At 63.5% G+C, this 19,260-nt stretch carries 21 protein-coding genes; 20 read left to right on the top strand and 1 reads right to left on the bottom strand.

From position 1 onward, the window contains the following. Positions 1-248 precede the first annotated feature (248 nt). The 6 genes from mepA (at position 249) to FHX10_RS18670 (ending at position 6,252) form a co-directional block, all read left to right on the top strand. Complete coding sequence (mepA, locus tag FHX10_RS18695; RefSeq protein ID WP_063473514.1) at positions 249-1,325, top strand: penicillin-insensitive murein endopeptidase; 1,077 nt, start codon at positions 249-251, stop codon at positions 1,323-1,325. Between the two features lie 88 nt (positions 1,326-1,413). Next, positions 1,414-1,794 carry a methylglyoxal synthase gene (locus FHX10_RS18690; RefSeq protein WP_028756082.1) on the top strand — a complete coding sequence of 127 codons (381 nt, stop codon included), beginning with the start codon at positions 1,414-1,416 and terminating at the stop codon, positions 1,792-1,794. Between the two features lie 17 nt (positions 1,795-1,811). Then, positions 1,812-2,837, top strand: a complete 1,026-nt coding sequence (locus FHX10_RS18685; RefSeq protein WP_028756083.1) for a glucokinase — start codon at positions 1,812-1,814, stop codon at positions 2,835-2,837. Positions 2,838-2,967: 130 nt separating this feature from the next. Further along, positions 2,968-4,755, top strand: a complete 1,788-nt coding sequence (locus FHX10_RS18680) for an ABC transporter ATP-binding protein (protein WP_028756084.1) — start codon at positions 2,968-2,970, stop codon at positions 4,753-4,755. A gap of 15 nt (positions 4,756-4,770) precedes the next feature. Further along, on the top strand, positions 4,771-5,595 hold the full coding sequence (dapB, locus tag FHX10_RS18675) for a 4-hydroxy-tetrahydrodipicolinate reductase (RefSeq protein ID WP_028756085.1): 825 nt from the start codon (positions 4,771-4,773) through the stop codon (positions 5,593-5,595). A 21-nt stretch (positions 5,596-5,616) separates the two neighbouring features. Beyond that, complete coding sequence (locus FHX10_RS18670) at positions 5,617-6,252, top strand: 2,3-bisphosphoglycerate-dependent phosphoglycerate mutase (protein ID WP_028756086.1); 636 nt, start codon at positions 5,617-5,619, stop codon at positions 6,250-6,252. A 56-nt stretch (positions 6,253-6,308) separates the two neighbouring features. Here FHX10_RS18670 and phnF read toward each other — a convergent pair whose 3' ends face one another. Then, positions 6,309-7,046 (bottom strand): phosphonate metabolism transcriptional regulator PhnF, encoded by a 738-nt coding sequence (gene phnF, locus FHX10_RS18665; protein ID WP_028756087.1) that lies wholly within the window; start codon positions 7,044-7,046, stop codon positions 6,309-6,311. A 112-nt stretch (positions 7,047-7,158) separates the two neighbouring features. On the opposite strand from phnF, the gene phnG reads away from it, so the two are divergent. From phnG to phnN, 14 genes are all read left to right on the top strand, one after another. Further along, positions 7,159-7,635, top strand: a complete 477-nt coding sequence (gene phnG / locus FHX10_RS18660; RefSeq protein ID WP_028756088.1) for a phosphonate C-P lyase system protein PhnG — start codon at positions 7,159-7,161, stop codon at positions 7,633-7,635. Further along, positions 7,635-8,243, top strand: coding sequence for a phosphonate C-P lyase system protein PhnH (phnH, locus tag FHX10_RS18655; protein ID WP_028756089.1), 609 nt, complete (start codon positions 7,635-7,637; stop codon positions 8,241-8,243). Before phnG ends, phnH begins: the two co-directional genes overlap by 1 nt. Before the next feature lie 4 nt (positions 8,244-8,247). After that, on the top strand, positions 8,248-9,354 hold the full coding sequence (locus FHX10_RS18650) for a carbon-phosphorus lyase complex subunit PhnI (protein WP_183844876.1): 1,107 nt from the start codon (positions 8,248-8,250) through the stop codon (positions 9,352-9,354). After that, complete coding sequence (locus tag FHX10_RS18645) at positions 9,351-10,226, top strand: alpha-D-ribose 1-methylphosphonate 5-phosphate C-P-lyase PhnJ (protein ID WP_028758164.1); 876 nt, start codon at positions 9,351-9,353, stop codon at positions 10,224-10,226. The genes FHX10_RS18650 and FHX10_RS18645 overlap by 4 nt, the downstream gene beginning before the upstream one ends. Next, the gene (gene phnK, locus FHX10_RS18640; RefSeq protein WP_028756929.1) at positions 10,223-10,999 is read left to right on the top strand and encodes a phosphonate C-P lyase system protein PhnK; all 777 of its coding nucleotides are present in this window, start codon (positions 10,223-10,225) and stop codon (positions 10,997-10,999) included. Before FHX10_RS18645 ends, phnK begins: the two co-directional genes overlap by 4 nt. 25 nt (positions 11,000-11,024) lie before the next feature. Then, complete coding sequence (phnL, locus tag FHX10_RS18635; protein WP_028756930.1) at positions 11,025-11,732, top strand: phosphonate C-P lyase system protein PhnL; 708 nt, start codon at positions 11,025-11,027, stop codon at positions 11,730-11,732. Then, a complete protein-coding gene (locus FHX10_RS18630) occupies positions 11,729-12,346 on the top strand; it encodes a DapH/DapD/GlmU-related protein (RefSeq protein ID WP_183844875.1) in 618 nt (205 codons plus the stop codon). The genes phnL and FHX10_RS18630 overlap by 4 nt, the downstream gene beginning before the upstream one ends. A 117-nt stretch (positions 12,347-12,463) precedes the next feature. After that, positions 12,464-13,309, top strand: coding sequence for a phosphonate ABC transporter ATP-binding protein (phnC, locus tag FHX10_RS18625; protein WP_063473521.1), 846 nt, complete (start codon positions 12,464-12,466; stop codon positions 13,307-13,309). Between the two features lie 87 nt (positions 13,310-13,396). Further along, on the top strand, positions 13,397-14,302 hold the full coding sequence (gene phnD / locus FHX10_RS18620; RefSeq protein WP_097595811.1) for a phosphonate ABC transporter substrate-binding protein: 906 nt from the start codon (positions 13,397-13,399) through the stop codon (positions 14,300-14,302). Between the two features lie 58 nt (positions 14,303-14,360). Continuing rightward, a complete protein-coding gene (gene phnE, locus FHX10_RS18615; protein ID WP_063473523.1) occupies positions 14,361-15,320 on the top strand; it encodes a phosphonate ABC transporter, permease protein PhnE in 960 nt (319 codons plus the stop codon). A gap of 7 nt (positions 15,321-15,327) precedes the next feature. Continuing rightward, the gene (phnE, locus tag FHX10_RS18610) at positions 15,328-16,671 is read left to right on the top strand and encodes a phosphonate ABC transporter, permease protein PhnE (RefSeq protein ID WP_063473524.1); all 1,344 of its coding nucleotides are present in this window, start codon (positions 15,328-15,330) and stop codon (positions 16,669-16,671) included. A 141-nt stretch (positions 16,672-16,812) separates the two neighbouring features. Further along, the gene (locus tag FHX10_RS18605) at positions 16,813-17,508 is read left to right on the top strand and encodes a DUF1045 domain-containing protein (RefSeq protein WP_028756292.1); all 696 of its coding nucleotides are present in this window, start codon (positions 16,813-16,815) and stop codon (positions 17,506-17,508) included. 13 nt (positions 17,509-17,521) lie between these two features. Continuing rightward, on the top strand, positions 17,522-18,661 hold the full coding sequence (locus FHX10_RS18600; RefSeq protein WP_047617404.1) for an alpha-D-ribose 1-methylphosphonate 5-triphosphate diphosphatase: 1,140 nt from the start codon (positions 17,522-17,524) through the stop codon (positions 18,659-18,661). Further along, positions 18,661-19,254 carry a phosphonate metabolism protein/1,5-bisphosphokinase (PRPP-forming) PhnN gene (gene phnN, locus FHX10_RS18595; protein ID WP_174824512.1) on the top strand — a complete coding sequence of 198 codons (594 nt, stop codon included), beginning with the start codon at positions 18,661-18,663 and terminating at the stop codon, positions 19,252-19,254. Before FHX10_RS18600 ends, phnN begins: the two co-directional genes overlap by 1 nt. Positions 19,255-19,260 lie beyond the last annotated feature (6 nt).

The following is a 19,260-nucleotide window of genomic DNA, read 5'->3' as shown; positions in this document are numbered from 1 at the left end:
TGTTTTTTCATTGATTCGACAATACGAAAAATAGGGGCGAAAAACAGGAGAGAGTTTGGTTTTTGCCGGGCTCGCGAAATTTTGAGCCATCGTCTCGCCTCGATGCGTCGCCTTCGCAATATGCGGCGCAACTCTGCGGCGATCCGTCACCGCCGCTTCCCACCACCAGCCAAAACATCGATTCACCAAAATCGCTTTTCACGATAGATTTGACGCAAATCACTTCGGCAGCGGTTCAAGGAAATAGCATGGCTTTCGGCTTCGCTCAGGCTTTCAGGACATTCGGCAAACTGACGCTTGCCGGCACAATCGGCGCAAGCCTTGCCGCCGGCGATGTCGGAGCTCAGCAGAAGACACCGAGTCCGGGCAGCGCCAAGGGGCAGTTCGGCGCCGTCAGCCTGCCGACGCAGGGACCGGCGCAGCCGATCGGCTTTTACGCAAAGGGCTGCATGACAGGTGCGGTGGCGCTGCCGGCCGACGGGCCGACCTGGGAAGCGATGCGGCTTTCGCGCAATCGCCGCTGGGGCAATCCGGCGATGATCGCGCTGCTCGAACGTCTTTCTGAGGATGGGGTCAAATATGCCGGCTGGCCGGGCCTTCTCGTGGGCGACATTGCGCAGCCGCGCGGCGGGCCGATGTTCAACGGCCATGCCTCCCATCAGATCGGCCTCGATGCCGATGTCTGGTTTACGCCGATGCCGGCGCGCCGGATGACCGCCGAGGAGCGCGAGGATCTGCCCTTCACCACCATGCTGCAGAAGGAAAAGTTCCTGACCGTCGACCCGAAGGTCTGGACGCAATCGCGGGCGCGTCTGTTGATGCTGGCGGCAAGCTACCCCGAGGTGGAGCGTATCTTCGTCAACCCGGCGATCAAGAAGAAGATGTGCGACACCTGGACGGGCGACCGCACCAATCTCGGCAAGCTCCGGCCGGAATATGGCCATGACTCGCATTTCCACATCCGCATCAAATGCCCGCCCGGTGCTGCCGGATGCACGCCGCAGGCTCCTGTTCCTGCCGGCGACGGCTGCGACAAATCGCTCGCCTGGTGGTTCACGCCGGCGCCCTGGGCGCCGCCGAAACCGCCGAAGCCCGGTGCCAAGCCGCCGAAGCCGCCGCGCGAGATGATGGTCTCCGACCTGCCGAAGGCCTGCGCCGCCGTGCTCGATGGTGCTTCCGTCGCCTCGATGCAGGCCGCCACCTATGGCGGACCGTCCGCTGCAAGCGCGCTCACTGCCGCGCCGGCCGCGGAACCCGCCGCCGGCACGGACGGCGCTTTGCCCGATGTCGGTCCGGTTCCGAACGACAAGCCGGCGATCCAATGAAACAGGCCTGGGGTGCGTTGTCTTTCAAATCGCAAACTCTTGGTATAGAAGCCATCAAATCGATTGAATTGTTCGGGCGGAGGGGTTGATGGCCGGCGGCAAATGCCTTGCATTGATTGCGCATGACCAGAAGAAGGACGACATGGCGGAATTCGCCCGCACCAACCGGGACATTCTCTCCCGCTGGAAGATCGTCGCCACCGGCACGACCGGCGGACGTGTGCTCGATGCCGCCCCCGACCTCGACGTTGTCAGGCTGAAAAGCGGGCCGCTCGGCGGAGACCAGCAGATCGGCGCACTGATTTCGACCGGCGAGGTGGATGCCCTGATCTTCTTCGTCGACCCGTTGACGCCGATGCCGCACGATGTCGACGTAAAGGCGCTGATGCGGCTTGCGATCGTCTATGATATTCCGATGGCGCTCAACCACGCGACCGCTATAAAACTTCTTCCCACACTCGAAGCCTGATCAGCACGGGACCGGCCATGCCAAAACCGAATAACAGCACCGCTCCGCTGCCTTTCCCGATCCTGATCGGCGATATCGGTGGCACCAATGCCCGCTTCTCCATCCTGACCGATGCCTATGCCGAACCGAAGCAGTTTCCGAACGTACGCACGGCTGACTTCGCCACGATCGACGAAGCGATCCAGAAAGGCGTGCTCGACAAGACAGCCGTACAGCCGCGCTCGGCGATCCTCGCCGTCGCCGGCCCGATCAACGACGACGAGATCCCGCTGACCAATTGCGACTGGGTGGTGCGGCCAAAGACGATGATCGAAGGCCTCGGCATGGAGGACGTGCTGGTCGTCAACGATTTCGAGGCGCAGGCGCTGGCGATCGCCGCCCTGTCGGATGAAAACCGCGAACGCATCGGCGACGCCACCGGCGACATGATCGCCTCGCGCGTCGTACTCGGACCTGGCACCGGCCTCGGCGTCGGCGGGCTCGTTCATGCCCAGCACAGCTGGATCCCGGTCCCCGGCGAAGGCGGCCATGTCGATCTCGGACCGCGCAGCAAGCGCGACTATGAGATCTTCCCGCATATCGAGACGATCGAGGGCCGCGTCTCGGCCGAGCAAATCCTCTGCGGCCGCGGCCTCGTCAATCTCTACAATGCCATCTGCATCGTCGATGGCATCCAGCCGACGATGAAGGATCCCGCCGATATCACCTCGCACGCGCTTGCCGGCACCGACAAGGCGGCTATCGAGACCGTCTCGCTGTTTGCCACCTATCTCGGCCGCGTGGCGGGCGACATGGCGATGGTGTTCATGGCGCGCGGTGGCGTCTATCTCTCCGGCGGCATCTCGCAGAAGATCATCCCGGCGCTGAAGAAGCCGGAATTCCGCATTGCCTTCGAGGACAAGGCGCCGCATACCGCGCTGCTTCGCACCATCCCGACTTATGTGGTGACGCATCCGCTGGCAGCACTTGCCGGGCTTTCCTCCTACGCACGGATGCCGGCGAACTTCGGCGTCTCGACGGAAGGCCGCCGCTGGCGGCGCTAGAGCGTCCTTGGCGCGTCCTCTGCGGGGACGCGCGGCGCTCTAGCCAAACCGGTCCCAACTCTTTATAGACCCCGGCAAAAGTGCGCGTCGCCTTCGCGGGGCGCTTGGTCCGAGACAGGAAACCTCATTTTTGGAAGCGGCGGAAAGCAGAGCGCAGAGCGTCAGCAGCGATACCGTAACCGGCATCCTGAAACGCATCATTGCTGAAAACGGCCGCGACCATCTCTGGGGTTATGTCTTTGCGATCGTCTGTCTCATCGTGGTGGCGCTTTCGACCGCGTTTACCGCCTGGATCATGCGGGCGATCATCGACGAGGCCTTCGCCAACCGCCGCGCCGACGTCGTCTGGATCATCTGTCTTTCGATCTTCATCGCCTTCGTGCTGCGCGGTTTTGCGAGCTACGGCCAGGCGGTGGCGCTTTCCAAGGTCGGCAACAATATCGTCGCGCGTTACCAGCGCCGGCTCTATTCGCATCTGATGACGCTTTCGGTCGGCTTCTTTAGCGAGGCGCGCTCTGCCCATATCGCCGCGCAGGTGAGCCAGAACGTCAGCGGCATCCGCGACGTGCTCAACCTGACGATCACCTCGACAGTGCGCGACCTGCTGACCTTCATCTCGCTGCTCGGCGTGATGATCCTGCAGGATCCGCTGCTCAGCCTTGCCGTATTCATCATGGCGCCGCCGCTGCTGTATGCCCTACGCTATGTGTCCAAGCGGCTGCGCTCGGCCACCCGCGAGGCCGTGCATTTGAACAGCCACGTTCTCGGCGCCATGCAGGAGACGATCCAGGGCATCGCCATCGTGAAGGCCTTCACGATGGAGGACGAACTGGAGCGCAAGGTCAACAAACTCATCGAGGGCGCCGAAAGCCGGGCGAACCGGATTGCCCGGCTTTCCGAACGCACGTCTCCGCTGACGGAAAGCTTCGCGGGCTTTGCCGTCGCCAGCGTGCTTGCCTACGCCGCCTACCGTTCGATCTACTTCAATGTGCCGCCCGGCGCCTTCTTCTCCTTCGTCACCGCGCTGCTGCTTGCCTATGACCCGGCCCGCCGGCTTGCGCGCCTGCAGGTGCAGATGGAGCGTGCCGTCGTCAATGCGCGGATGATCTACGAATTGCTCGACATGGAACCGCGCCAGCGCGACCTGCCGGATGCCCAGCCGCTGACGGTGACGCAGGCGAGGATCGAATTCCGCAATGTGTCCTTCGCCTACGGCAATGAGAGCGTGCTCAACGGGGTGAGCTTCATTGCCGAGGGTGGCGCGACCACAGCACTGGTCGGCCCATCGGGCGCCGGCAAATCCACCGTCATCAGCCTCATTCCGCGCTTCTACGATCCGCGCGAGGGAGAAATCCTGATCGACGGCCAGGACATCGCCCACATCACCAAGAAGTCGCTGCGTAAGCAGCTCGCCTATGTCTCGCAGCAGCCCTACCTGTTTGAAGGCACGATCCGCGACAATATCCGCTACGGTCGGCCGGAAGCGACCGATGCCGAGGTGGAAGAGGCGGCGCGGCTTGCCTATGCGCATGATTTCATTTCGGCGCAACCGCAGGGTTACGAGACGCCGGTCGGCGAAAACGGCGTGACGCTATCGGGCGGCCAGCGCCAGCGGCTGTCGATTGCGCGCGCCCTGGTGCGCAATGCGCCGATCCTGCTTCTCGACGAGGCGACCTCCGCCCTCGACACCGAATCCGAGGCGGCCGTGCAGAAGGCGCTCGACGAAGCGATGACCGGACGCACCGTCGTCGTCATCGCCCATCGGCTTTCGACCGTGGTGCGCGCCAACAAGATCGTCGTCATGCAGCAGGGCCGCGTCGTCGAGGAAGGCAATCACGAGACGCTTGCGAAGGTCAGCGACGGTCTTTACGCTCGCCTCAACAATCTGCAGAGGCCTTCGGCCTCCGATTCAAACTGACCTGGTGAGACTGAGATGAACGATGCTGCGATGAAACTGGTGGTGGTTGGCGCGGCAGGGCGCATGGGCCAGACGCTGATCCGGCTCATCCATTCGATCGAGGGCGTGAGGCTGCACGCCGCAGTCGAGCGCGTCGGCTCGCCCTTCGTCGGCAAGGATGCCGGCGAGATCGCCGGTCTCGGCCCGACAGGCGTCATCATCGGCGACGATGCGCTCAATGCCTTTCTCGATGCCGAAGGCGTGCTCGACTTCACCTCGCCTGCCGCAACAGTGGAATTCTCGGGCCTCGCCGCACAGGCGCGCATCGTTCATGTCATCGGCACGACGGGCTGTTCAGCCGACGACAATACCAGGATCGCCGCAGCCGCTCGCCATGCCCGCATCGTCAAATCGGGGAATATGAGCCTCGGGGTCAATCTGCTCAGCGTGCTCGCAGAGCAGGCAGCGCGGGCGCTCGACCCGGCCGACTGGGATATTGAGATCCTGGAAATGCACCACAAGCACAAGGTGGATGCGCCCTCAGGCACCGCCCTTCTCTTCGGTGAGGCGGCGGCCAAGGGGCGCGGCATCGATCTCGCCTCGAAATCGGTCCGGGTGCGCGACGGCCATACCGGTTCCCGCGAGGTAGGCACGATCGGCTTTGCGACGCTGCGCGGCGGCTCCGTCATCGGCGAGCATTCCGTGCTTTTTGCCGGCGAAGGCGAAATCGTCACCTTGTCGCACAGTGCGGCCGACCGGTCGATTTTCGCGCGCGGCGCCATCAAGGCAGCGCTTTGGGCGCGCGACAAGAAGCCGGGTCTCTATTCCATGCTCGACGTGCTCGGGCTTTCTTCCTCATAACGATACTACGGAGGCATATTCATGAGCGGTACCCTCGTCCTCGTTCGCCATGGCCAGAGTGACTGGAACCTGAAGAATCTCTTCACCGGCTGGAAGGATCCCGATCTGACCGAGCTCGGCATCCAGGAAGCCAAAACAGGCGGTGAAGCGCTCGCCGAATACGGGATCAAATTCGACATCGCCTACACCTCGGCGCTGGTGCGCGCGCAGCACACGCTGAAGCTCATCCTCGACAAGGTCGGCCAGCCCGATCTCCAGACGATCCGCGACCAGGCGCTGAACGAGCGCGACTATGGCGATCTCTCCGGCCTCAACAAGGACGATGCCCGCGCCAAATGGGGCGAGGAACAGGTGCATGTCTGGCGCCGTTCCTATGACGTGCCGCCGCCCGGCGGCGAAAGCCTGCGCGACACCGGCGCCCGGGTCTGGCCCTATTACCTCACAGAAATCCTGCCGCGGGTGCTCAGGGGCGAAAAGGTGCTGGTCGCCGCACACGGCAATTCGCTGCGTTCGCTTGTCATGGTGCTCGACAAGCTGAGCAAGGAAGGCGTGCTCGCGCTCAACCTCGCGACCGGCGTTCCGATAGTCTACACGCTGAAGGCGGATTCCACCGTCGCCTCCAAGGAAGTGCTCGGCGACATGTCCGGCGCACACTGAATTCGGTACGGCGTGCCGCCGAAACAGGTCGGCACGCCTTTCCTCAATTTCCGATCTCAGTTCTCAATCGTGAACTGCACCCGGTCGGCCGCAAAGCGGCTGATCGAATATTGCACCGGGACACCCTCAAGATCGGTATTCATCGCCTTGGTGATCAGCAGGATCGCGCCGGGGGTGAGTTCGAGGTCGGCCATGTCGGCGGCACCCGCATGCGCGGCCGTCACTTCGGTGGTCGCGCGGACATAATCCGACAGGCCGAGTTCGGCGAAAGCCTTGGTGATCGATTCCCCCTTCCGATAGGCCGCACCGATACCGGCGAAACGCTCGGCGGGAAACCAGCTCGTTGCCCTTGAAACCGGCCGCTTGTCCGCCTGACGCAAGGTTTCCAGGCGGATCACCTGGTCTCCCGGTTTCAGGTGCAGCCAACGGGCGATCTCGGCACTCGCTTCTTCCCTCGCCTCATCAAGCAGAAGGCCGCGCATCTCACGCGCCTGATCGCCGATACCGGCGCTGAAGCGCGTGCGCTTGGTGATCGGGAAATTCAGACGCTCCTTGCGCTCGATCAGCGTGCCGCGGCCTTGCACCGCACGCACGATTCCTTCCTGCGCCAGTGCCGCAAGCGCGCTGCGCACCGTATGCCGGTTGACGCCGAATTGCAGCGCCAGGACAGTTTCCGGCGGCACCATATCCGTTTCGTCATAAGCTCCGCTGCTGATCGCCTCGCGAATCCGATCGGCGATCTGACGCCAGAGCGCCACGCCGGTCTGTCTTTGCACCTGCTTCAATCCCGCCATTCCGCCCCGCCATTTACACCCACGATGTCACACGCTTGTCACGACATCGATTTAAGGCTAAGTGTATCTTGTATGGTTGTCTATATCAATAGACATTTGAAGGGAAGCGGCGATGATCTCAGCGGACAGAAACGACGCTGCGTCACAGACGGCATCCGGGCGCAAACGCGCCGCCGATCTGCTGGCGCGGGCGGAACGCAGCGAACTTCAGGCGGTCTGGGACGCATTGCCGGAAAAGCCCGTAGCACATCAGGTGCGCGGACCTGAGACCGGGCTGGTGATGGTGCGCGGACGCATCGGCGGCGGCGGCGCTCCCTTCAATCTTGGCGAGGTGACGGTGACGCGGGCCACGGTCCGGCTCGAATCCGGCGCGGTCGGCCATGCCCAGGCGCTCGGCACCGACCGTGAAAAGGCCCGGTTGGCGGCGATCTTCGACGCGCTCTGGCAGGAAGACGCGACCAAGGATTTCGTCGAACAGGCGCTGCTTTTGCCGATCACTGAGCGGATCGCCGATGCCGAACGCCGCAAGGCGGACGAGACGGCGGCCACCCGCGTCGATTTCTTCACCATGGTGCGGGGAGACAACTGATGGGTTTGAAGACAGAAGCTCTCACCGGCGGCTTTGCCGAGCCGGTCTTCCACGCCCAGAGCGTCTTCAAGATGCTGATGGACGGCATGGCCCGCCCCGGCACGATCCAGACCGTTCAGCCCGATGCCGCGCCGCCGACGCCACTCGGCATCGCCGCCGGCGCGATCGCGCTGACGCTTTGCGACCACGACACGCCGGTCTGGCTTTCGCAGGGACTGGCGAAATCCGCCGTGCCGGAATGGCTTGGCTTCCATACCGGCGCGCCGCTGACCACGGAAAAGGCCGAGGCGCGCTTTGCCTTCACCGAGGCCGGCATCACCCTTTCCTCCTTCGGCCTCTTTGCATCCGGCACGCAGGAATATCCCGACCGCTCGACGACCGTCGTCATCGAGCTCGCCGAACTCGAGGGTGGCCGCAGGCTGGCGTTGATGGGTCCGGGCATTCAGAGCATGACGGAGATCGCCCCCGTTGGTCTGCCGGAGACCTTCCTGCGGCTCTGGACCGAGAACCGCGCGCTCTTTCCGCGCGGCATCGACATCGTGCTGACGGCGGGCAAACGTTTCCTCTGCCTGCCCCGCACCACCAAGATCACAGCAACGGAGATCTGAGCTCATGTATGTTGCCGTCAAGGGTGGCGAGGCCGCCATCGCCAATGCCCACCGGCTGCTCGCCGACCGCCGCCGCGGCGACCGTTCGCTGCCGGCGGTCGGCATCGACCAGATCGTGGCGCAGCTGGCGCTCGCCGTCGACCGTGTCATGGCCGAGGCCTCGCTTTTCGACCGCACGCTCGCAGCGCTCGCCGTGCGCCAATCGCGCGGCGATATGATCGAAGCGATCTTCCTGCTGCGCGCCTACCGCACGACGCTGCCGCGTTTCGGCTATTCCAAGCCGCTCGAGACGGCTGATATGATGATCGAGCGCCGCATTTCGGCGACCTACAAGGATCTGCCGGGCGGCCAGCTTCTCGGGCCGACCTTCGACTATACCCACCGCCTGCTCGATCCCTCGCTGCTTTCGGACGAGGCGATCGAAGAGCCCGCGCTGCGCCCAGCCGAGACCGGCCGCGTCATGCGCGTCTCCGAAATCCTCGGTGAGGAGGGGCTGATCGAAGCCGATGGCGACATGCCCGAAGATCACGAAATCGGCGACCTGACCCGCGAGCCGATGGAATTCCCGATGACCCGCGATCTGCGCCTGCAGGCGCTTGCCCGCGGCGACGAGGGCTTCTTGCTGGCGCTCGGTTATTCCACCCAGCGCGGCTATGGCCGCAACCACCCCTTCACCGGCGAAATCCGCATCGGCGATGTCGAGGTGGAATTCGACGTGCCGGAACTCGGTTTCGCCGTCTCGCTTGGCGTAATCCAGGTCACCGAATGCCAGATGGTCAACCAGTTCAAGGGTTCGGCCAAGGCGCCGCCGCAATTCACCCGCGGCTACGGCCTGGTCTTCGGCCAGAGCGAACGCAAGGCGATGGCGATGTCGCTGGTCGACCGGGCGCTGCGCGCCGAAGAGCTCGGCGAGGATATCACCGCGCCGGCCCAAGACGAGGAATTCGTCATTTCGCATTCCGACAACGTCCAGGCGACGGGCTTCGTCGAGCATCTGAAGCTTCCGCATTATGTGGACTTCCAGGCTGAACTCGATCTCGTCCGCCGCATGCGCCGCGAATTCGAAGCCGCCCGCAACGGCGGCGAAGACATGAAGGAAGCCGCCGAATGAGCGATCTGGCCAGCTACAACTTCGCCTATCTCGACGAACAGACCAAGCGGATGATCCGCCGCGCCATCCTGAAGGCGATCGCCATTCCCGGCTATCAGGTGCCCTTCGCCTCGCGCGAAATGCCGATGCCCTATGGCTGGGGCACCGGCGGCGTGCAGGTGACGGCCTCGATCATCGGACCGGATGACGTGCTGAAGGTCATCGACCAGGGTGCCGACGACACGACCAACGCCGTGTCCATCCGCGCCTTCTTCCAGAAGGTCGCCAATGTCGCGGTGACGACCCATACCAAGGATGCGACGATCATCCAGACGCGCCACCGCATTCCGGAAGAAAAGCTCGCTGCCGGGCAGGTGCTGGTCTACCAGGTGCCGATCCCCGAGCCGCTGCGTTTCCTCGAACCGCGCGAGACCGAAACCCGCAAGATGCACGCGCTCGAAGAATACGGGCTCATGCATGTGAAACTCTATGAGGACATCGCCCATAATGGCCGGATCTCGCGCACTTACGCCTATCCGGTGAAGGTCCACGGCCGCTATGTCATGGATCCCTCGCCGACGCCGAAATTCGACAATCCGAAGATGCACATGTCGGATGCGCTGCAGCTCTTCGGCGCCGGGCGCGAGAAGCGCATCTATGCGGTTCCGCCCTATACCGACGTCGTCAGCCTGGATTTCGAGGATTATCCCTTCGATATCCAGCGCTTCGACAAGCCCTGCGCCCTTTGCGGCGCCGAGGATGTCTATCTCGACGAAGTGGTTCTCGACGACAAGGGCGGGCGCATGTTCGTCTGCTCCGACACCGATCATTGCGAAGACCGCCGGGCGCAGGGACATGCCGGCGAGATGCTGGCCCGGGAGGCTGCAGAATGAGCGATATTCCGCTTCTCAAAGTCCATGACGTTTCGAAATTCTACGGCAACCGCATCGGCTGCCGCGACGTCTCCTTCGAGCTCTGGCCCGGCGAAGTGCTCGCCATCGTCGGCGAGTCCGGCTCCGGCAAGACGACGCTGCTCAACTGCCTCTCCACCCGGCTGCTGCCGAGCACCGGCAGCGTCGAGTATCACATGCGCGACGGCAGCTACCGTGATCTCTACCGGATGAACGAGGCCGAGCGGCGCTTCCTGATGCGGACCGACTGGGGCTTCGTGCACCAGAATCCGGCCGACGGCCTGCGCATGACGGTCTCGGCCGGCGCCAATGTCGGCGAGCGGCTGATGGCGATCGGCGACCGCCACTATGGCAAGATCCGCGCCTCGGCGATCGACTGGCTCGAGCGCGTCGAGATCGACGCCGATCGCATCGACGACCAGCCACGCGCTTTTTCCGGCGGCATGCGCCAGCGACTGCAGATCGCCCGCAACCTCGTCACCGGCCCCCGCCTCGTCTTCATGGACGAACCGACGGGCGGCCTCGACGTCTCGGTGCAGGCGCGCCTGCTCGATCTCGTGCGCGGCCTCGTCAACGATCTCGGTCTCTCGGCCATCATCGTCACCCATGATCTCGCCGTCGCCCGCCTGTTGTCGCACCGGATGATGGTGATGAAGGACGGCTACGTCATCGAACACGGGCTCACCGACCGCGTGCTCGATGATCCGCGCGAACCCTATACGCAGTTGCTCGTCTCCTCGATCCTGCAGGTCTGAGCTCCGAATCCAAGGAAGAAGAAAAATGGCAACGCCCCTCGTCGTTTCCGAAGTCTCGAAGAGCTTCACCATGCATCTGCGCGACGGCATCAGGCTGCCCGTCGTCTCCGATGTCGCCTTCTCGGTCGCGTCTGGCGAATGCGTCGTGCTCGGCGGCCCGTCGGGTATCGGCAAGAGCTCGCTGCTCAAGATGATCTACGGCAATTATGCCGTCGACACCGGCCAGATTCTCATCCGCCACGACGGCCGCATCGTCGATCTCGCCGCCACCGATCCGCGCACCGTGCTCAAGGTGCGGCGCCATACGCTCGGCTATGTCAGCCAGTTCCTGCGCACCGTGCCGCGCGTCGCGGCGATCGACGTGGTTGCCGAGCCGCTGGTGGCGCGCGGCGAGGACGCCGGCACGGCACGGGAAAAGGCCGGCGCTCTGCTGGCCAGGCTCAACCTGCCGGAAGCCCTCTGGCAGCTTCCGCCCGCCACCTTCTCCGGCGGCGAGCAGCAGCGCGTCAACATCGCCCGCGGCTTCATCACCGAACACACGATCCTGCTTCTCGACGAACCGACAGCCTCGCTCGATGCCAGGAACCGTGCCGTCGTCGTTGGCATGATCGCGGAAAAGAAGAAGGCGGGTGTCGCCCTTCTCGGCATCTTCCACGACGAGGAAGTGCGCGAGGCGGTCGCCGACCGGATCCTCGACGTCCAGCAGTTCTCACCGAGAAAGATCGCCGCATGAGCCGCAAGCTTGGTATCGAACCCTACTTTCATGAGACGGCATCCGTCAGCGATTCCACCTTCGGGCGGTATACGGAGGTCTCCGAACGGTGCCGCATCAGCGAGGCTACGTTCGGCGATTATTCCTACATCATGCAGGACGGCTCCGTCTGGTGCGCGACGATCGGCAAGTTCGTCAATATTGCCGCCGCCGTGCGCATCAACGCCACCAACCATCCGACCTGGCGGGCGACGCTGCATCATTTCACCTATCGCGCCGTCGACTATTGGCCGGACGGCGACATGGAGACCGACTTCTTCGCCTGGCGCCGCGCAAACCGGGTGACGATCGGCCACGACGTCTGGATCGGCCACGGTGCGACCATCCTGCCGGGTGTGACCGTCGGCAACGGTGCGGTCATCGGCGCCGGCGCCGTCGTGTCGAAAGACGTCGCGCCCTACACGATCGTCGGTGGCGTGCCGGCCAAGCTCATTCGCGAGCGCTTTCCGAAAGAGATCGGCGAACGGATGGACAGGCTTGCATGGTGGGACTGGGAGCACGATCGGCTGCGCCTGGCGCTAGCCGATTTTCGCAACCTGAGCGCGGAAGATTTCCTGTCCCGCTACGGCGGCTAAACCCCCGATATAGGGGCGGAGAATTGTGACAGGACTTACACAAATGTGACACGCGAGGTTCATCAAGCGGGACTAATGCGATGCTGACCAAGGCCTGGATCGCAAGGGAAGAGCATGATGTTCGAGCTGAAGAATGTCACACGTCGTTTCGGAAAAAAGCTCGCCGTCGATTCCGTCACGCTCGCCATTCCCCAGGGCCAGATGGTCGGCATCATCGGCCGCTCCGGCGCCGGCAAGTCGACGCTGCTGCGCATGATCAACCGCCTTCAGGAACCGAGCTCCGGCTCCATTCATTTCGCCGGCGTCGCGGTCTCCGCGCTTCGCGGCCGGGCGCTGCGCAACTGGCAGCGCGACTGCGCGATGATCTTCCAGCAGTTCAACCTGGTGCCGCGCCTCGACGTTCTGACCAACGTCATGCTCGGCCGCCTCAACCACCGCTCGACGCTGATGAGCCTGCTCAACATCTTCACCCGTGAGGAACGTGTGCATGCCATCGCCGCGCTCGAACGCCTCGGCATCGAGCAGACGGCGCTGCAGGCAGCCGGCACGCTTTCCGGCGGCCAGCAGCAGCGCGTGGCAATCGCCCGGGCGCTGATGCAGAACCCGAAGATGGTTCTCGCCGACGAGCCGATCGCCTCGCTCGATCCGCTGAACGCCAAGATCGTCATGGATGCGCTGCGCGATATCAACGAGCGCGAAGGCATCACCGTCATCACCAATCTCCACACGCTCGATACCGCCCGCAGCTATTGTGAGCGCATCGTCGGCATGGCCGGCGGCCGCGTCGTCTTCGACGGCAAGCCCTCGGAGCTCACCGCCGAGGCGGTGAAGGAAATCTACGGGACGGACAAGGACGGCGCCGGCATCGACGAAACGGTGACCTCGACATCCATCAATATCGCCCCCGAGCGGGCAGACAATCAATCCGCCGGCACCCAACCGCTGGCGCTGGCCGGTCTCTGAGAGAGGCGGCCGCGATCGAGCGCCCGCGTCAAGGGCACACTTCTTCGTAACGGGAAGACCGGGGACACCGGTCAATAGGAGAGACATATGTTGAAGAAAGCACTCTTTGCAGCAACGGCGCTCTTCGCGCTCGCCGGCGCTGCTCATGCTGCCGACCTCAAGGAATTCCGCATCGGCATCCTCGGCGGCGAAAACGAAACCGACCGCCTGCGCAACTATGCCTGCCTTGCCGACCACCTGAAGCAGGAATTCGGCTTCGAGAAGGTTTCGCTCTTCCCGGCCGCCGATTATGACGGCGTGATCCAGGGCCTGCTCGGCGGCACGCTCGACTTCGCCGAACTCGGCGCCTCCGGCTATGCCGCCGTCTACATCAAGGATCCGAAGGCTGTCACGCCGATCCTGACGACGCAGCAGAAGGACGGCTCGACGGGCTACTATTCGATCGGCCTCGCGCTGAAGTCCTCCGGCATCAAGTCCATCAAGGACGCCAAGGGCAAGAAGCTCGGCTATGCCGACCCGGATTCCACCTCGGGCTACCTCGTTCCGCTGACGCAGATCCCGAAGGACACCGGCATGCCGAACGACAAGTTCTTCGCCTCGACCCAGTTCAACGGCGGCCATGAGAACAACCTGCTCGCCGCCTATGACGGCAAGGTCGACATCGCCGTCGACGACTCGTCGGGCATTGGCGATTTCAAGGACGGCTACACCTCCGGCACCTTCCGCAAGGAAGTCGACAAGGGCGCCGTCGATCCGAACAAGCTGGTCGAAGTCTGGCGTTCGCCGCTGATCCCGAACGGCCCGCTCGTCGTTCGCAACGCTCTCGGTCAGGAGTGGCAGACGAAGCTTGCAGCCTTCTTCACGGCTCTGCCGGCAAAGGATCACAAGTGCTTCGCGGCTATCGAAGGCGGCGACTACCAGGGCTACTCGCCCGTCAAGCACGACTTCTACAACGCTGTCGTTGAAGTCCGCAAAGCTGCCATCGGCGGCTGATCGGATCTTTGAATGCGGGCGGCCGGAAACGGCCGCCCTGTAACCGGACGAGGCGTTGATGACTATTGCCGATGCACAGCCGCACATGCAGAGCACCAAGGAGATCGGCACCGCCTGGGATCGGATGGTCGCCAAACGTCGCTTCTACACCATCCTCGGCCTGGTCATTCTGATTGCGGCTTTCGCAAGCTCCGTCCGCTTCGCCGACGAGAGCAATGCCGGCCATTTCTTCGACCGCCTACCGCATCTCTTCGACTTTCTGAGCTGGCTCATCCCCAAGGATTGGAACGACGTCTGGCGGGCGCTGTTCGACATTGCGAGCGTCAACGACAAGGGCGGCGAGGAATTCAATTTCGACAGGGGCCGCGTCTACGTCTGGGGCACTTTCTACATTCCCGAATATTTCGAGCTGATGATCGTCACCATCAACGTGGCGCTGATCTCGACGATCATCGGTTTCGTCTTCGCCGTTCCCTTGAGCTTCTTTGCCGCCCGCAACCTGACGAATTCATGGGTGCTGCGCATCTTCTCCAAGCGGCTGATGGAGTTCCTGCGCGCCTTCCCCGAGATCGTCATTGCCGGGTTGTTTTCGGCGATCCTGTCGATCGGACCGGTCGCCGCCATCATTGCCATCAGCCTGCACACGGTCGGGGCGCTCGGCAAACTTTTCTACGAAGTGGCCGAGAATATCGACATGAAGCCCGATGAGGGCATGAAAGCCGTCGGCGCCAACTGGTGGGAGCGCGTGCGCTTCGCCGCCCTGCCGCAGGTGCTGCCGAATTTCACCTCCTACGCGCTCTTACGCCTGGAGATCAACGTGCGCGCCTCGACCATCATCGGCGCCGTCGGTGGCGGCGGCATCGGCGAGGAGCTGAAGCTTTCGATCTCGCGGGGATTCGGCGCCAAGACGATGGCGCTCGTCCTCCTGCTGTTCGTGACGATCGTTGCCGTCGACCAGTTCTCCGCCTGGCTGCGCCGCCGCCTTGTCGGCGAGCACGCCTTCCTCCTGCAACATTGAGGCCGCCATGACGGTGATCGACGCAAACCGCATGCACGAGATAGAGACCCGCTATCCGGAATATTTCCATCGCTCGTTCCGCCAGCGTTTCGGTGGGCTGATGATCCTTATGGCGACGCTGCTCTACGGCCTCTACGCCGTCTGGTTCTTCGACCTGCCCAAGCTCTTTGCCGAAGCGCATTGGGAGCGCGTCGGCATCTATCTCAGCCAATGGGTGAGCTACGACGTCCAGCCGGAACTCCGCATCCAGGACGACGGCTCGATCGAGGTGCGTTATCCGCGTTTCTCGCCGCTCGGCGACAATCCGCATCCGGATTGGCTGGTCAACAATCCCGACGGCAGCATCAGCGTTTCGATCAACGGCACCAGCCGCAGCATCTCCGTCTCGAAGAGCGAGACGATCGTCACCGCCCACGGCGTCAGCGTCCCGGTCGAGCTTTCCAGCGGTGCGCCGAAAGTCGTCGGGCCGGTGCCCGGCTGGATGACGGTTTATGACGACAACGTGCTCGCCGATCTCGGCTTTGCCGGCAATGTCAGCATATCCGTCGACCGGGTGAAGATCCGCAAGCGTTTCATCGGCTGGGCGAATTTCATCTTCGACACACAATCCTCCTTCTTCGACAAGCCGGTCGGCGAGGTCGTCAGCCTCATCGTCTCCGGCCCGCGCATCAAGCCCGACCAGTCCAACCTGTCGCTCGCCTTCGACGATATCTGGAACAACAGCGAATGGCAGCACGGCGACGTCTGGACCAAACTTTTCCAGACGATCGTCATGGCGTTCCTCGGAACGCTGCTCGGCTCTCTCGCCGCCTTTCCGCTCGCCTTCATGGCAGCACGCAACATCACGCCGAACCGGCTGCTGAACCAGATCCTGAAACGCTTCTTCGATTTCCTGCGCTCGGTCGACATGCTGATCTGGGCGTTGTTCCTGACGCGCGCTTTCGGCCCCGGCCCGCTTGCCGGCAGCGGCGCGATTTTCCTCACCGAGACCGGCACGCTCGGCAAGCTCTATTCCGAAGGATTGGAGAATATCGACAACAAGCCGCGGGAGGGCATCAAATCGACAGGTGCTCAGACGGTGCTCGTTCATCGTTACGGCATTATGCCGCAGATCGTTCCCGTCATCGTCAGCCAGACGCTCTACCAGTGGGAATCGAACGTGCGCGGTGCGACCATCATCGGCGCTGTCGGCGCCGGCGGCATCGGCCTCAAACTCTGGGAGGCCATGCGCACCAACGCCAACTGGGAAAATGTCGCCTATATGGTCATCCTGATCCTGATCGTCGTCTTCCTTTTCGACACAGCCTCGAACGCGCTGCGCCACCAGCTGATGGGCACGAAAACCCACTGATCCACCCATCAAAGGCGGTGGCGGCGCTGCCGCCATCATCATTCTGTCACGGAAATCTTTTAGCCGGAGCCTGCTTGCGGTTCGCCGCCAAATCACTGCACATTGCGCTCCCCCGTTTCGAAGATCCCCAGGATAAAAGCCTTGCGCTACGCTCTCTATTTCTCGCCGCCGAAGGATCATCCCCTGACCGGCGCGGCCTCGCTCTGGCTCGGCCGCGACGCTTTCACCGGCGAGACCTATCCGGCACCGGACCATGAGCAACTGGGTGCGGCAGAGCAGTTCGAGCTGACCGCCGACCCGCGCCGCTACGGCTTTCACGCCACGATCAAGGCGCCGTTTTCGCTCGCTGCCTCCGTCACCGAGAAGGATCTCCTGGGGGTTGCCGAGGATTTTGCCCAGCGCACGCCAGCCTTCGAGATTCCGGAACTCGTGCTCGGCCAGCTCGGCCGTTTTTTTGCCCTCGTTCCCGGTTCTCTTCATCAACCTCTTCAGGATTTCGCCGCGAAGGTGGTAAGGTCGTTCGAACCGTTCCGTGCCGCGCTTTCCGAGGCCGATATGGCGCGGCGCAACCCGGATAAGCTCAGCGACAGCCAGCGCGCCCATCTGCAGCGCTGGGGTTATCCCTACGTCATGGAGGATTTCGGCTTTCACATGACGCTGACCGGCCAGGTGCCCGAAGCGCGCGCCGCGGTGATGAAAGCGATTCTGACCGAGCGTTTTGCCGATTTCACCGGCCGTCCGCTTCCGATTTCCGGCCTTGCCGTCTTCACCGAGGAGACGCGCGGTGCCCCGTTCAAAGTTCATTCCTGGCTGCCGCTTGCCGGCGCCAAACGCTGAAAGACCTGACGAGATGAGCAAAGAGACCGTGTTTTCCAATGCCCGCATCGTTCTCGAGGATGACATCCTCTCAGGATCGATCCTCATTCGCGACGGCAAGATCGCCGACATCTCCGAGGGCAGCTCGGTAGCCGGCGAAGATTTCGAAGGCGACTATGTCATTCCCGGCCTCGTCGAGCTGCACACCGATCATCTCGAAGGCCATTATCAGCCGCGTCCCGGCATACGCTGGAACAAGACCGCCGCAGTCCAGGCGCACGACGCCCAGATCGTCACCTCGGGCATCACCACGGTGTTCGACTGCCTGCGCATGGGTGCGGATGAGGACGGCGGCTTCGAACATGGCGAGATGCGTGAGATGGCCGATGCCATCCAGTCGGCGGAGAAGGAGGGCAGGCTGCGCGCCGAGCACCTGCTCCACCTGCGCTGCGAGGTCTCGGCCGACAATGTGCTCGAACATTTCGCCGATTTCGAAAACGACCGGCATGTGCGGCTCGTTTCGCTGATGGATCATGCGCCCGGCCAGCGTCAGTTCCAGACGATGGACCAATATATCTTCTACTACCAGAAGAAGCGCGGCCTGAGCGACGAGGCCTTCGCCCGTTTTGTCGCCAAGCGCCAGGCAGAGTCGGCCCGCAATTCGACGCCGCACCGCAACGCCATCGCCAAGGTCTGCGCCGAGCGCGGCATCACCGTGGCAAGCCATGACGACGCCACACTCTCCCATGTCGACGAGGCGATCGACAACGGCGTGCGCCTGGCCGAATTTCCGACCAGCTTCGATGCCGCCCGGGCATCGCACGGACATGGCATGAGCGTGCTGATGGGGGCGCCGAACATCGTGCGCGGCAAATCCCACTCCGGCAACATTGCCGCCCGCGATCTTGCCGAAATGGGCGTGCTCGACGTGCTTTCCTCCGACTACGTGCCGCTCAGCCTGCTGCACGCGCCTTTCATCCTCGCCGACGAGGTGGAGAGCATCAGCCTGCCGAGGGCGATCGCCATGGTGACGTCGACGCCCGCCCGCACCGTCAGCCTCGACGATCGCGGCCGGATCGCGACGGGACTGCGCGCCGATCTCGTCCGCGTCCACCGCGCGCATGGCGTGCCGGTGACACGCTCCGTCTGGCGCCAAGGACGCCGTGTCGCATGATGCCGCACGAACCCCATCCCGGAGCCGGAGCCGAGCGCGGCATCATGGTCGTCGTCGTCGGGCCGAGCGGCGCCGGCAAGGATACCCTGATGAACCTTGCCGCCCGGCATTTCACCGGCCGCACCGACGTTCATTTCACCCGCCGCGTCATCACCCGTCACCGTGACGCCGGCGGCGAGGATCATCTGTCCATCTCCCTCGAAGGCTTCGCCGCCATGGAGCAATCAGGCTCCTTTGCCGTCTGGTGGGAGGCGCACGGCCTGAAATATGGAATTCCCGCCGAGGTTTCGGTGGCGCTGTCCAGAGGCCATGTCGTCGTCGCCAACGGCTCGCGCTCGGCGCTTCACCGTTTCCAGGCCGCCTTCCCGCGGCTGAAGGTCATCAACGTCACCGCCCGCCCCGAAGTGCTCGTCGGCCGGCTGGAGGCGCGCGGACGCGAGACGCATGAGGATATCATGGCCCGGCTCGCCCGCGGACCGCTGACGGTGCGCGGCGAATATGACGTGACGGAACTCGACAATAGCGGCTCGCTCGAAGAGGCCAAGCAGAAGATGATCGCGATCCTCGAGGGATTGCTGGCGGAGACGCACTGACGGGAG

Source organism: Rhizobium sp. BK591 (genome assembly GCF_014195045.1).
In the GTDB taxonomy this organism is placed as follows: Bacteria; Pseudomonadota; Alphaproteobacteria; order Rhizobiales; family Rhizobiaceae; genus Rhizobium; species Rhizobium anhuiense.
Note: the sequence above shows the minus strand (reverse complement) of the source record. Positions and strands in the feature narration are given on the sequence as shown.